This window comes from uncultured Roseivirga sp., assembly GCF_963973945.1.
Taxonomy (GTDB): Bacteria; Bacteroidota; Bacteroidia; order Cytophagales; family Cyclobacteriaceae; genus Roseivirga.
The window spans coordinates 299,248-314,585 of sequence record NZ_CAXBBV010000004.1; the positions used below are offsets into that span (position 1 = coordinate 299,248).

General features: G+C 40.0%; 9 protein-coding genes. 5 read left to right on the top strand and 4 right to left on the bottom strand.

Annotated elements, in window-relative coordinates; translation table 11 throughout:
* Positions 1 to 18: 18 nt before the first annotated feature.
* Entirely contained in the window at positions 19 to 495 is a 477-nt protein-coding gene (locus AAC026_RS09660) for a Dps family protein (RefSeq protein ID WP_339605842.1), read from the top strand.
* An 82-nt stretch (positions 496 to 577) separates the two neighbouring features.
* On the opposite strand, the gene AAC026_RS09665 is transcribed toward AAC026_RS09660, so the two are convergent.
* Positions 578 to 1,207 (bottom strand): hypothetical protein, encoded by a 630-nt coding sequence (locus AAC026_RS09665; RefSeq protein ID WP_339697374.1) that lies wholly within the window; start codon positions 1,205 to 1,207, stop codon positions 578 to 580.
* 302 nt (positions 1,208 to 1,509) lie between these two features.
* Between AAC026_RS09665 and AAC026_RS09670 the strand changes: the two genes are divergently transcribed.
* The 4 genes from AAC026_RS09670 to AAC026_RS09685 all read left to right on the top strand — a co-directional run bounded on the left by AAC026_RS09670 (position 1,510) and on the right by AAC026_RS09685 (position 13,055).
* On the top strand, positions 1,510 to 3,447 hold the full coding sequence (locus AAC026_RS09670) for a histidine kinase dimerization/phosphoacceptor domain -containing protein (protein ID WP_339697376.1): 1,938 nt from the start codon (positions 1,510 to 1,512) through the stop codon (positions 3,445 to 3,447).
* Positions 3,447 to 4,220, top strand: coding sequence for a LytTR family transcriptional regulator DNA-binding domain-containing protein (locus AAC026_RS09675; RefSeq protein WP_062593426.1), 774 nt, complete (start codon positions 3,447 to 3,449; stop codon positions 4,218 to 4,220). The genes AAC026_RS09670 and AAC026_RS09675 overlap by 1 nt, the downstream gene beginning before the upstream one ends.
* A gap of 301 nt (positions 4,221 to 4,521) precedes the next feature.
* Complete coding sequence (locus AAC026_RS09680; protein ID WP_339697380.1) at positions 4,522 to 12,621, top strand: Ig-like domain-containing protein; 8,100 nt, start codon at positions 4,522 to 4,524, stop codon at positions 12,619 to 12,621.
* Positions 12,622 to 12,626: 5 nt separating this feature from the next.
* Positions 12,627 to 13,055 (top strand): hypothetical protein, encoded by a 429-nt coding sequence (locus AAC026_RS09685; protein WP_339697382.1) that lies wholly within the window; start codon positions 12,627 to 12,629, stop codon positions 13,053 to 13,055.
* 95 nt (positions 13,056 to 13,150) lie between these two features.
* Here the strand turns inward: AAC026_RS09685 and arsB are convergent, their stop codons facing one another.
* The 3 genes from arsB to AAC026_RS09700 are packed head-to-tail and all read right to left on the bottom strand — an operon-like array spanning position 13,151 to position 15,316.
* A complete protein-coding gene (arsB, locus tag AAC026_RS09690; RefSeq protein ID WP_339697384.1) occupies positions 13,151 to 14,200 on the bottom strand; it encodes an ACR3 family arsenite efflux transporter in 1,050 nt (349 codons plus the stop codon).
* Positions 14,197 to 14,829 (bottom strand): protein-tyrosine-phosphatase, encoded by a 633-nt coding sequence (locus AAC026_RS09695; RefSeq protein WP_339697386.1) that lies wholly within the window; start codon positions 14,827 to 14,829, stop codon positions 14,197 to 14,199. Before AAC026_RS09695 ends, arsB begins: the two co-directional genes overlap by 4 nt.
* Before the next feature lie 19 nt (positions 14,830 to 14,848).
* Positions 14,849 to 15,316: a DUF6428 family protein gene (locus AAC026_RS09700; protein WP_339697388.1), complete on the bottom strand. Its 468-nt coding sequence runs from the start codon at positions 15,314 to 15,316 to the stop codon at positions 14,849 to 14,851.
* Positions 15,317 to 15,338: the final 22 nt, after the last annotated feature.

A 15,338-nucleotide genomic window follows, 5' to 3' on the forward strand; every position in this document is an offset into this window, starting at 1 on the left:
ATATTAAACCAATAAATTATGGACAACACAAATGCAATAGGTTTGGATAATGGCAAAGTTGAAAAGTTAGCTACAAAGCTAAATGAGCTTTTGGCCAATTATTCATTTTTTTATCAAAACACGCGTGGGGCTCACTGGAATATTAAAGGCGAAAAGTTCTTTGAACTTCATGTGAAGTTTGAAGAACTATATAATGATCTAGTGCTGAAGATTGATGAGTTAGCAGAACGGATTTTAACATTAGGACACACTCCCGAGCACAATTACTCTAAATATGCTGCCACCTCTTCCATTAAAGAAAGTAGCGAAGTAACCAATGGGGTTAAAGCGGTTGAAAATATTTTGAAGTCATTTAAAACGGTAATTACCCTTCAGCGCGAAATCCTTGATTTGGCTGCTGATGCAGAAGATGAAGGAACAAATGCTCTGATGAGCGATTACATTCGCGAGCAAGAAAAACTGGTTTGGATGTATTCTTCGTTCTTGAATAGATAAGTAAAATTTAGAGTAGATAAATGAAGAGGCTCTCTGAAATCATATGTTTTCAGGGAGCCTCTTTTGTGTTGTAAAGGTTGTGTTACTTGTTGTCGAGAAAAGTCACCTTTCTGATTTCAAGCCTTCTCAACTTATCCTGAATAAAAGTCATAAATTCAAATTGAGTTGCCTTGTCAACTTGTAGCTCCATTGTTACTTGGTTTCGCTCAACACCTTTGTCTTTCAATTGATTGATCTCATCAAATAATACCGCATCAAAGCTTGCCATAGGTAAGTGCTCTCCTTTAAAGTCTATGGTTCGGTTTGCCTTTACATGAAGCTTAATTTTGGTGTACTCTTCAGAAAAAATTTGATAATAAGTGAATAAGGCAATGTTGGCTTGGTCGTCTACGGAGGCATCCAGTATTTTTTGCTGTGCCTTCCAATCTTTCATTGTTTTCCCATCCACATACCTATCAATTCCAAAATCTTTGGGGTTAACGTTGTCCAAAGCAGATAGCTTGTCATAAATCAGATCAGGATTTGATAAATCAGTTGTTGTTAGAATTCCCTTCTGCACCAATTGAGCTGAAAAGTTTTGGATAACCTTAGATACATCAACTGATTTCTCCTTATAAACATCATTTAGTTTAAAAGTTAAAGGAATTGATTTTTGAGCTACTAGGAATACCAGAAGGGCAACGAGCAGGAGATGAGGAAGTGTCTTTTTCATGGTAAGTTTAGTTGATTAACTATTTTAATAGTTGAATCTACATTTGTTTTATCTAAAAACAAAATTTTACGAGAAGAGGGAAATTAGCAAATCATAAATATTTACCCTTTTTGTCCTTTTAAGGGTTCGTGTATAAGATTTATAACCTTCTGAATAACCCTATTGATAAAGAACGAATAAAAGGAAAAGTGAATTAGGAAAGAGGTGCGAAAGGTGCTTAATTCAAGTCTTACTTTTGACTGCTTTTCGTGAGAGGATCAGTATTGGTGCAAAATTGCTTCAACCTAAATAACTAGAGCAACATGAAATGGATGCTTCTTCGTAACCTCTTGATTTTCCTCTTTGTTTATTCTGTACCGCTAAATGCCCAGCAAAGCCAAGTAGATAGTCTTAAACAATTGTTAATAGATCACCAGGATAACATTGAAAAGGCGCAGATCTACAGAGAATTGACCATTAAATACGATAGGGTTAATCAGGATTCGTCACTTTACTTTGCGGATAAACAGATAAAGCTTTCGAAAAAAATCAACTATGTAGTAGGGGAATACAAAGCCTACTATTCAAAAGGGGTTTCTTATTTCAGGAAAAATGTGAAAGACTCGGCCTTATATTACTTTCAGAAGTCTTATGATGATGCTTTGGCCGCCCAAGATACTATACAGGCAAATCAATCCTTGGGAAGTGTAGGTGCTTTGAATATACTGCTCGGTAATTATGAAATGGCCTTAGAGTCATTTTTGGCCAGACTGGAAATGTTAAAAAGATACCCTAATCCTGCAGCTGAGCAAACCGTGTATAACAATATGGCCAGTGTTTACGATAGGCTGGAACAATACGATCAAGCCATTGTGTACCACCATAAGTCGCTTAAACTTAAACTGCAAGCAGATGATACCAATGGGATCATGACATCCTATCAAAACCTAGGCGCTGCATTTACCAAATTAGATGATGCGGATTCTGCTTTGTACTATTCCAAAAAATCATATAGAATAGCCGAACAGTTGGGTAATAAGATTGTAATGGCGGCCACTCTTATGAATGTAGGTACCTTTTACACCAGAGATGCCCATTTTTCATATGATTCTGCCTTAGTATACTTAAACAAGAGTTTGTCCATAGCAAGTGAAATAGGCGATAAAGATGGTATAGCAAGATCATATACTAATTTGTCCACAATTAACTTTGTTGAAAAAAAATATGAAAAATCCTTAGACCTTGCGCTTAAGGCACTTGACTTATTCGAGGAGCTTGGCTATAAAAGTGATATTTCAGCTAGAGCTAATGATGTTGCGTTATCGCTTGAGCATTTAGGGAGATATGCAGAAGCTTACAGTTATCTTAGACGACACAAAAACTTGGATGATTCTCTATATACCGAAGAAACAACTAGGGCCATAAGTGAGATGCAAACCAAGTATGAAACAGAAAAAAAGGATCAAGATCTCGCTCTTCAATCAGCACAACTAACGGAAAAGCAACTAGAGTTAGAGCAACAGCATTTACTAAGAAATGGAGCCATAACTGGTGCTGCCTTGTTAGGTATTGTTGCTTTCCTTATCTATCGAATCAAAACAAAGAGTAATAAGGAAATTACTTCTAAAAATGAGCTTTTGAGTAAATCTCTATCCGAGAGAGAAGCGCTGTTGAAGGAGATTCATCACAGGGTAAAAAACAACCTTCAAATCATAGCAAGTTTGCTCTATTTACAATCAGATAAATCAGAAAATCAAGATGTTAGAAGGTTGTTGGAAGAAGGGCAGGGCAGAGTACGTTCAATGGCACTTATTCATCAGAAGCTCTATGAGAATGATGATCTAAAGCATATTCCCTTCGATGATTATTTAAAAGAATTGATTGGAGAAATAAAGCTGTCGTTTGGTGATATGGCTAAAAATATTGAGTTAGAAGTGGAAGCCAAAGATGTATTCTTCGATGTGGATACAGCCGTTCCGCTTGGGCTTATTATTAATGAGTTGAGCACCAATGCCTTCAAATATGCTTATGCAAAACGAGTGGGAGGCGGGGTATTTAAAGTGGTGTTAAAAAAAGAGGGAGGCGAATACCGTATGACTGTTTCAGACAATGGTCATGGAATTCCTGATGAAGTATTGAACGCGACTCAGTCATCTTCTTTAGGCTTGAAACTCACCCGAATGTTGAGCGATCAGTTGGAAGGAGAATACAACTTCGACAATAGTAATGGAACTACCTTTGACCTCAAGTTTGCAGTTTAATGGAGAAGGTAAGAGTATTAGTAGTTGAAGACGAAGTAATCATCGCACAGTCCATCATCAGCATGATTGAGAAAATGGGCTATGAATGTGTAGGAACAGCCATTCGTGCTACTAAAGGACTAGAACTAGCGAAAACATTAAAGCCCGATATTGCATTGTTAGATATTAATCTAAAAGGAGAAGAAACGGGCATATGGCTGGCTGGTGAGTTGAAAAGAGAACTCAATATTCCTTATGTATTTTTAACCTCTTTGGGCGATAAAAAGACCATTGAAGAAGCTACATCAACCATGCCTTATGGGTATTTATTAAAGCCTGTGGCTCAGCAAAGCGTGTATGCTGCTATTGAAACAGCCTTGGCAAGGTTCAGCCAAGAAAACAAAACGCCAGCCCAAAAGGAAGCGACACTTTCTGTGAGTAAATCATTTGATGAAAAAGAGGAAGAAAAGCCATCCTTGCTCATTAAGGATGCACTCTTTATCAAAGATGAATATCAGTATGTGAAAATTATTCTTTCCGAAATTGACTACATAAAATCAGACGGGAATTACATTGAAATCCACAGCCAAGGGAAGAAGAAAGTTCTCAAGGAAACCCTTAAAAATATGGAGACAAAATTACCTGCTGATATCTTCTTTCAGACCCACCGGTCGTATTTGGTAAATGTAGAAAAGATTGAAAGTATTGGTGGCAATAGCATTAAAGTCAATAATGAAGAACTGCCAATTGTGAAAGAAAGAAGGGATGCACTCTTGGCCTATTTACCAGGGTGAAAATTCAGTTGATTACCTCCATTTCTATACCTGTTTTCTAGCCACTGATTTCCTGATCAACTGTTCTCCTGATTTCTGATTCACCGATCACTGATATACTGTTGTCCTGATTCCCTGATCAACTGACTTCCTGCTCCCTAATTCTCGAAAATTTTCATCCCCAACTTTTCTAGTTTCACCCACCAACTCTGTGGCTTGGTCAATCATTTTTTATGTAGCCATGATCTCGCAATACATTCGATAGACTCTTTCTGATAATTGGGTCAAGTAAAGAACGTATTTAGAACCAACCCACTAGATTATGAATACCGAAAGTAACCCATCCTTAAGCCTTAAATTTCCTCTCAGAGGAGTTCAGCTGTTTTTCGTACTCCTTCTGTCAGTTTTTATTTTTAGCAAGGCAGAAGCTCAAATCGCTCTTGCGAATAGCCTTTCTGATTCCGATAATGATGGTTCTCTAATTATTAAGCGCACTAGCAATTCAGACGCATCAACTACTCCGTTTTTCTATTCGGGAATGGATGATAGTGCACCAAAGGTCGATGAGAATATCTACATATCTAGTTTTACACCCTATGCTGTACCAGTGCCTGTCACAGTGATTGATTTTACTGGTGAAGGATGGTCAAATAGTCAAAACTTGGGTGCATCGCTGACAAGATCCGATTTTGTATTTAGTCATTACAATTCTTCTTTGGTTCCAGCTGCCATATATGCCAGCATATTCGGTGAGGGTTTTCCATTTACTAACCCAGATTGGTCTCTCCGTATTGATAAGGCGTATCTAGTAATCAAAAAGACTGACGGAAGTGAGTTTGATTTTCAGAGTCTGTATGCAGTAGGGGTTGATGATCAGACGGTTAGCATTTCAGGTTATAGAAACACAAAGTCTGTAGCAACCACCTCAGCGGCAACGAGCATTTATGGTGCTAGAATTTCGCCTAGCGCTTTGGATGGAGGCTTTGCGAATGTAGATAGCGTGGTGGTGAGCAACCCAAATGGTATTTTGGATACATTTAACTTTGCTCCTCCAACTGATCAGGCTCCTCCAGATGTGAAGAAGATTTTGGTAGCTGGCACCCCTTCAGGCAGTGCTACATCTATCATCTATACTGTCAGTTTTTATGAAAATGCTAACAATTTAAGTATCGATGATTTTCAGTTAACAAAAACGGGAACAGCGCAAGGTATAGTTAGCTCTCTAAGTGCTTCATCAGGAACTTCAGTTATTGTAATCGTCAATTCAGTTTCAGGAGATGGTACTTTAAGATTAGACTTAAAAAGCAATACCAACATTATAGATGATCTTGGAAACGGAAATAACAACAATGGATATGTACAAGCCTATACTGGGGGGGTAACTCATACCACCGACTTTACTAATCCAGTCTTCACATCTGCTGCCACAGCTAATTTCGCTGAAAATGGATCAGGTACTGCTTATACCGCAGTAGCTACAGATGCCAATACAGTTACTTATAGTTTAGGCAATGCAAAAGATGAAGCACTATTCAATATCGTTGGAGCAACGGGAGTAGTTACCTTCAAAAATGCACCGGACTTTGAAAATCCAACGGATGGTAATACCGACAATGCTTATGTGATCAATGTTATTGCCAATGACGGAACCCATTCGGTTAATCAGGATGTAACCATTACCGTTACAGATATTGATGAAATTAATCCGGTATTTACTTCGGCTACCACGGCCAACTTTGCAGAAAACGGAACAGGAACTGCTTATACAGTTGTAGCTACAGATGCCAACACTGTTACATATAGTTTAGGCAATGCAAAAGATGAAGCATTGTTCAATATTGTTGGGACAACAGGAGTAGTTACCTTCAAGAACGCTCCTGACTATGAAAACCCAGCAGATGGAAATACTGACAATGCCTATGTGATCAATGTGATTGCTAGTGATGGTAGAAACTCTGTCAATCAAAATGTAACTATTACTGTTACAGACATTGATGAAATTAACCCAGTATTTATTTCGGCTACCACAGCCAACTTTGCAGAAAACGGAACAGGTACTGCTTATACAGTGGTAGCTACAGATGCCAACACTGTTACATATAGTTTAGGCAATGCAAAAGATGAAGCATTGTTCAATATTGTTGGGACAACAGGAGTAGTTACCTTCAAGAACGCTCCTGACTATGAAAACCCAGCAGATGGAAATACTGACAATGCCTATGTGATCAATGTGATTGCTAGTGATGGCAGAAACTCTGTCAATCAAAATGTAACTATTACTGTTACAGATATTGATGAAATTAACCCAGTATTCACTTCTGTTACCACGGCCAACTTTGCAGAAAACGGAACAGGCACAGCTTATACTGTAGTTGCCACTGATGCGAATACAGTTACATATAGTTTAGGCAATGCAAAAGATGAAGCATTGTTCAATATTGTTGGGACAACAGGAGTAGTTACCTTCAAGAACGCTCCTGACTATGAAAACCCAGCAGATGGAAATACTGACAATGCCTATGTGATCAATGTGATTGCTAGTGATGGCAGAAACTCTGTCAATCAAAATGTAACTATTACTGTTACAGATATTGATGAAATTAATCCAGTATTTACTTCGGCTACCACAGCCAACTTTGCAGAAAACGGAACAGGTACGGCTTATACTGCAGTTGCCACTGATGCGAATACAATTACCTATAGTTTAGGCAATGCAAAAGATGAAGCACTATTCAATATCGTTGGAGCAACGGGAGTAGTTACTTTCAAAAGTTCTCCAAATTTTGAAAGCCCAAAAGATGCTGACGCGAACAATACTTATATCATCAATGTAATTGCTAGTGATGGTAGAAACTCTGTCAACCAAGACGTGACAATTACTGTCACCAATGTAAATGAAGCTCCTTCAATCACCTCAACAGCAGTTACTGCGGTAAATGACAATGAAACTTATAGCTATAAAATAGCTACTAGTGATTTAGACAATGATGTGGTAACGGTGTCGGCAACAACAAAACCAAACTGGCTGACATTGAAACTTATTGAAAACGAGGTGAGTAATTTGGCTGGTACTAATAATTACGCCAGTGTTGATGGGACAGGATTAGGCGCTAACTTTTATATGCCTGATGACATTGTTTTAGATGCCTCGGGTAATATGTATGTGTCTGACTTTGGTAGCAATAAAATACGAAAGATAACCCCCATTGGTGTAGTAACTACCTTAGCTGGTTCAGGGGTAACCGGAAGCGCAAATGGCAATGGTCTCAATGCTAGTTTCAATCACCCAAGAGGATTAGCTATAGATGCTACAGGTAATGTCTTTGTAGCCGATCGGGATAACAATGTAATACGAAAAATAACACCTAGTGGAGATGTAACTACCTACGCTGGCTCAGGAGCTTGGGGCAGCACAAATGGCGCTAGCGGTAATGCCCGTTTCAATTCTCCTAATGGTGTGGCGGTCGATGCCTCAGGTAACTTGTTTGTAACTGATGGTAATAACAATCTGATTCGAAAAATTGATACCAATGGCAATGTGAGTTCATTTGCTAGTGTGGCTAATCCGTTTGGAATAGCCATTGATGCAGCGAGTAATCTGTATGTGACGGATAGAGATAATAATTTAGTTCATAAAATTGCTTCTAATGGTGTTGTGACTACACTGGCTGGTACTGGTGTCTCAGGTAGTGCTGATGGCCCTGGCTTAAGTGCCAGTTTTAATTACCCCTCTGGAATAACCGTGGATGCATCTGGTAATGTGTATGTGGCTGATAAGAGTAACAATAAAATCAGAAAGATAGCACCAAATGGTGAAGTAACAACAGTTGCTTTTGTGGCTGATGCTACAGGAATAGCCGTGGATGCATCTGGTGTAATGTATGCGTCAACCGGCAGGAATAGAATTAAAAAAATCAGTAACAATTACCTTCTTTCTGGCTCGGCTGAAGGCCATGCTGGCAAGCATAATGTTATACTTTCTGCCAGTGATGGAAATGGTGCTACCGCTATTCAGTCTTATGTAGTGGATGTGTCGCGTGTATTAACCCCTGATGCAAACAACATTTTGTATGTGAATAAAAATGTAAGTGGAGGTAATAACAGGGGTGGTTCTTGGGCAAATGCTGTTACCGAACTTGCAGATGCACTAGTTTGGGCAAAAGAAAATTATGATAATGCCTGGGCAACCACACCTTTAAAGATATTTGTAGCTAAAGGTACTTACAAACCATTGTACAGCCCAGAAGATGGAGTGAAGTTTGGTACTGACCAAGGCCGTGACAACTCCTTCTTGATGGTCAATAACGTTCAGATTTATGGAGGTTTTGATCCAGATAATGGTATCGATGACCTTACTGACAGCAGAATTTTACCAAGCACAGGCAGTACAGGTACCATATTAAGTGGTGATGTAAACGATGACGATGGAAGTGATTTCGCTAACAATAGCGAGAACTCTATTAGAGTAATCGTCAGTAGTGGCGATGTAGGTAAAGCTTTATTAAACGGTTTTACAATCACGGGAGCTAATGGAGAAAATAACAACAACATAACAGTAAATGGCAATCCGGTTTATCAATGCTCAGGTGCTGGTATTTATAACGCCAAATCATCTCCAACATATGAAAATCTCTTACTGTACGGCAATCATAACACGGAGTCAGGTGGAGGTATGTTCAGCTACCAGTCGTCACCAAAAGTTCGCAATTCTATCTTTAGAAACAATAAGGCGAAAGATGGTGGCGCCATGGCCAATCAGGATAATTCATCACCAATATTGACCAATGTCATCTTTATTCAAAATCAAGCGACTGCCGATGGTGGTGCCATTTATAATGTAGACAGTTCGACCCCAACATTTGTAAATATTACTGTGGTAGGTAATACAGATACTGGCGGAGGTGATGGAATCTATAATTCAAACCATGCCATCTCAGCCCTTTATAATAGTATTATTTGGGATGTTGTTCACGGAATTTATACAGCTCAAAATAGTCTAATTAAAGGCCGGACGGATACTGACTATGGAAACCTCGATGCAACAGGGGTTACGAATGCAAGTATTTTTACTGACTATGCCAATGGAGATTACAGCCTTAAGCACAATAGTCCTGCAGTAGATGCGGGAAGTAATGCCCTATATACTAGTGCTGGTGGCGACATTGCCAATGATGTTGATTTTGCTGGCAATCCGCGCCTTTATGATGGTCCCTCAGCCACTGATAATATTGACTTGGGCGTTTACGAATACCATGATATCATAAATCCAGTATTGACTTCTTTGACCACGGCCAATTTTGAGGAAAATGGGACTGGGACTGTTTATACGGTTACGGCAACAGATGCCAATACCATTACTTATAGTTTAGGTAATGCGAATGATGAAGCATTATTCAACATTATTGGAAGCACAGGTGTAGTGACCTTCAAATCTGCTCCAGATTTTGAGAACCCAACCGATGGTGATGCCAATAATACTTATGTAATCAATGTTATTGCGAGCGATGGTAAAAATGCTGTAAACCAGAATGTGACTATCACAGTCACAGATATTGATGAGATTAAACCAACAGTAACGGTTACATCGGCTTCAACTAGCCCTCACTCAGGTGCTTTTGACATCACAGTAACCTTCAGTGAGTCTGTTACAGGTTTTGTGATAAGCGATTTGACGGTAGCCAACGGAACAGCTTCTAATTTTGCTGGTTCAAGAACTACTTACACCGCTACGATTACACCTTCAACTGATGGACTCGTAACAGTAGATGTTGCAGCAGGCGTAGCGCAAGATGCTGCTTCGAATACCAATACCGCAGCAACACAGTTCAGCATCACGAATGATGAAACGAAGCCAACAGTAACGATAACAAGTGCATCAACAAGTCCAAATTCTGGTGCTTTTGACATCACAGTAACTTTCAGTGAATCTGTTACAGGTTTTGTTGTGGGTGACTTGACAGTAGGCAATGGAACAGCTTCTAACTTTGCTGGTTCAGGAACTACTTATACCGCTACGATTACACCATCTGCTGATGGAGTCGTAACCGTGAATGTTGCCGCAGGAGTTGCGCAAGATGCTGCTGCAAATACGAATATCGCAGCTACTCAGTTCAGCATCACGAATGATGAAACAAAGCCAACGGTAACGGTTACATCGGCTTCAACTAGTCCTCACTCAGGTGCTTTCGATATCACTGTAACCTTCAGTGAGTCTGTTACAGGTTTTGTTGTGGGTGACTTGACAGTAGCGAACGGAACAGCTTCTAATTTTGCTGGTTCTGGAACTACTTATACTGCAACGATTACACCTTCAACTGATGGACTCGTAACTGTGAATGTTGCCGCAGGAGTTGCGCAAGATGCTGCTTCGAATACCAATACCGCAGCTACTCAGCTCAGCATCACGAATGATGAAACGAAGCCAACAGTAACAATTACAAGTGCTTCAACTAGTCCTCACTCAGGTGCTTTTGACATCACAGTAACTTTTAGTGAGTCAGTAACAGGTTTTGTAATTGGCGACTTGACGGTAGCCAACGGAACAGCTTCTAATTTTGCTGGCTCTGGAACTACTTATACTGCTACAATTACACCATCTGCTGATGGAGTAGTAACAGTAGATGTTGCAGCAGGAGTTGCACAAGATGCTGCTTCGAATACCAATACCGCAGCAACACAGTTCAGCATTACAAATGATGAAACAAAGCCATCGGTAACGATAACAAGTACTTCAACCAGTCCAACAAGCGGAGCCTTTAATGTGACTATTACTTTTAGTGAGTCGGTTACTGGCTTCGTGATTGGGGATTTGACCGTGGATAATGGAATAGCTTCTAATTTCACTGGAACAGGAACTACTTATACTGCTACAATTACACCTTCAGCTGATGGTGCTGTAACTGTGAATGTTGCTGCAGGCGTAGCACAAGATGCCGCTTCGAATACCAATACCGCAGCTACTCAATTCAGCATTACAAATGATGAAACAAAGCCATCGGTAACGATAACAAGTACTTCAACCAGTCCAACAAGCGGAGCCTTTAATGTGACTATTACTTTTAGTGAGTCGGTTACTGGCTTCGTGAATGGGGATTTGACCGTGGATAATGGAATAGCTTCTAATTTCACTGGTTCAGGAACTACTTATACTGCTACAATTACACCTTCAGCTGATGGTGCTGTAACGTTGAATGTTGCTGCAGGAGTTGCACAAGATGCCGCTTCGAATACAAACACGGCCGCTACTCAATTCAGTATTATAAACGACCAAACTAAACCAAGTGTAAGCCTAACGGCAGGGAGTTCAAATCCAGTTGCAGGTTTATATTCAATCACCGCTCAGTTTAGCGAAGGGGTAATCGGATTTAGTTTGGATGACATTATTGTGGTGGGAGGAACAGCTTCTAGTTTCGTGGTTGTTGACGCAGATACTTATACGTTCTCGGTTACTTCGACAAACAGCTCTGCAACCGTAAATATTGAGGAAGGTGTGGCAATTGATGTGGTTGGTAATTATAACACGGCCTCAAATAGCTTAAGCCTAGTATTTAATTTAGCACCAAACAATTTGATGTTAAGTAACACTTCGGTTAGCGAGAATAACAGCATCGGCCAATTGATCGGTAACCTTTCAACCACCGATGCAGATGCGACCGACACACATACTTATAGTCTAGTGTCAGGAACTGGAGGAACAGATAATGCTAGCTTTACTGTTGTTGGAAATAAACTTCAGGCAGCTGAGATTTTTGACTTCGAAATAAAGACGAGCTATAGTATTCGTATTAAAACAGACGATGGAAGAGGAGGGACTTATGAGAAACAATTCACGATTTCTATCACCAATATTGAAGAACCAGAAGTTCGTATTGAATCAGATTATGAAATTCCAGCCACTGCGCTTGGCCTTACTTCTAATTTTGACATAACAATCCATAATGACGGTGATGCGCTCCTAATGGTGAACAGTGTACTTTATCCTAATGGGTTTGTGGGCTTGGTAACAGGTTTATTTATCAACCCTGGAGAAAGTAAAGTGGTGACACTTGGCTTTATGCCAACAGAAGCAAAAGTCTATACTGGAACTATCTCATTTATAACCAATGCAGGAACGGTTTCAATGACTGTAAGTGGGGAAGGTGCGATTATTACTGGCGTAGATGATGGATTTATTGATGCCGAAGAAATCAACCTTTTCCCAAATCCAGCACAGGATATTCTGAATATCGACCTTTCAGAACTGGGAAGTAGAGCGCTAGATATCAGTATCATAAATGCTTCTGGTACTTCAGTTTTCACTAAGATTAAGGTTACCGAAAAATCCCTAAGACTGAATGTTTCGGACTATACCAATGGCCTTTACATAGTTCAGTTTACGGATGGAATTTCGGTAGTAAGGAAAAAAGTAATGATCAAAAGATAAGAGAGATGAATAGCAATAAATTAAAAATCGGAGTATTGATAATGTTTGTAGCATTGGTCATCGGCTGTAAGTCCGATGACCCTGCGGGGCCAACAGCCCAAGAAGAAGCTTTTGAGCTTTTGGCAGGCGATTGGACCTTCGGAACAAATGGAGGGATAATGTTAGACAACCAAGATGTCAGTCAGAATTACCCGGGATTTGCCCTGTCCTTTACCGATGGTACATATGCTACTACCAATGGTGGCGACCTTTTTAGGGCTACGGGAACATGGACTTGGGCCAATCAAAATGCAGGAAGTATAACCCTAGACACTGGCGAAGAAGTGAATATTCTTGAACTTGGGCCAGGGAGTTTTAAGTTTAGCTTCACCCATACAGGTGGAGGGGTTGCAGCGGGTACTTCGGGTAATTACGTAGTGAGCGTAGAAAAATAATTTGAGGTGAGTGGTAAATGCTTATTTGTAGTGGGAGAGGACGTTTTTACAAACCTTAATTTAAGAGAGCCCAAACGGGGCTCTCTTTTTTTGTGCTATTTAACTTGAACAGGGTAGTATTTCTTTTTTAACCAAAAGGCTACGCGAACCAATAGTATCAGTGCAGGTACTTCTACCAATGGCCCCACAACACCCGCAAATGCTTGTCCTGAATTAAGTCCGAAGACGGCAATAGCTACTGCAATGGCCAACTCGAAATTGTTTCCAGCTGCCGTAAATGAAATGGCCGCATTTTTATCATATTCTGCCCCCATAGCCTTACTGAAAAAGAAGCCTATAATGAACATAAGTGCGAAGTAGATTAGTAACGGAACGGCAATCACCAAAACATCCATCGGAATCTCAACAATCAATTCACCTTTGAGTGAGAACATCACCATAATGGTGAAAAGCAAGGCGATTAAGGTCATGGGTGAAATGGTTGGGATGAACTTGGTAGTGTACCAATGCTCACCTTTTAGCTTCACCAAGATAAATCGGCTTAGCATTCCAGCTAAAAAGGGAATACCCAAATAAATGGCAACACTTTCTGCAATGGTAACTATAGAAATATCCACAATGGCGCCTTCAAAACCGAAATAGGGTGGAAGTACAGTAATGAATAGCCATGCGTAAAAGCTATAACCAAACACTTGAAAGATACTATTCAAAGCCACCAAGCCAGCACCATATTCGCTGCTTCCTTCGGCCAAATCGTTCCAAACCAATACCATAGCAATACATCTGGCCAAGCCAATCAAAATCAAACCAACCATGTATTCAGGGTAATCCTGAAGGAAGGTAATGGCCAAAATGAACATCAAGACTGGCCCGATAATCCAGTTCAAAATCAAGGAAATAGAAAGAATTTTTACATTCTTAAAAACCTTGGGTAGTAATCCGTAATTCACCTTCGCCAATGGCGGATACATCATCAAAATCAGTCCAATAGCAATTGGGATATTGGTTGACCCGCTGCTGTAAGAATTGATAACTTCGGGAATTGAAGGAACGAAATAACCCAGTGCTACGCCTATTCCCATCGCAATGAAAATCCAAAGCGTAAGGTAACTATCCAGAAAGCCTAGTTTTTTTGGTTGACTCATGATTTTTTGATTTGCGAGAAAACATAGAACATCTCAGTAGCGATTTGAAGACTGCGTTGTGCGTATTTGGAGGCTTCTTCCGAAGTGCCATCAAATAATTTTGGGTCGTCATACTTCACCGGAATGCGCCTTTCTGCTCCAGCAATAAACGGGCAATTGGTATCGGCATCTGAGCAAGTCATAATCGCTGCGAAGTCTTCAACTGGATTAATAGCATCATCAAATCTTTTAGAGAACATTACTAATGGCGCATGGTTTTCCGAGAAAGTAAGACTCACTTTAGGGTTGGTTTCTCCTTCCAGTTCGGCTTTAAAACCATTATTGATTAGTGCATTAATAGCACTTTGATTAAAGGCAGTTACCTCTACACCACCAGAGAAACTTTCGATTTGAATTCCAAAGTGAACCGCCAGAACCTTCGCCCAAGCTTGCGTGAGTTGACTTCTGCGTGAGTTGTGGGTGCAAATGAAGTTGAGTTGTGTTACTTCATCTTGGTCTTGCTTACTTTGAATGTAGTTAATCAGGGGCTGAAGTACAGCTTTGCGCTCCTTCGAAATGGATTCTACCGAAATTGAAGAAACGAATTCTTCAATATTCGGTAGAAGTTGTGTGATGAGATTCATTGTCATGATTAGGTTGATTTGTGGTTTAGCAGCATCCTCCGCCTGGCGTGCAAGCTCCTGCAGTTTGAACTTCGTTTAGTTTGACTTTTGGCTTTTCAGCAGGAATACCACATTTGTCCATAGCCAAGCATGCAGTTTGCTTTGAGGTTAAAAGGAAGTTAGTACCATTAAAGTCTAAGCCATATTTGCCAATCGTTGATCCTTGGTACTCTACTTCAATTTCTAAATCCTTCAAACCAAGAATTCTCTCCGATAGCTCAATAATGTGAACTAGTTTTTCAGGATGAAGTCTGTGGTCATAATCATTGGCTTCCCAAAGCTGAAAATTGGCTACAACTTCGGTCCTTACGATGCCACCGCAATCGATAAAGTGTTTGTGGACTTGTCCGACTTCTGTTACGTGAAAGTGACTCGGAACTAAGCTGCCCTCAGGCAATTCAAAAGCGATTTGATTTAATCCGCTAAGATGATTTTTGATTTCTGAGATTTTCATAATTTTATTATTGCAATGTTAC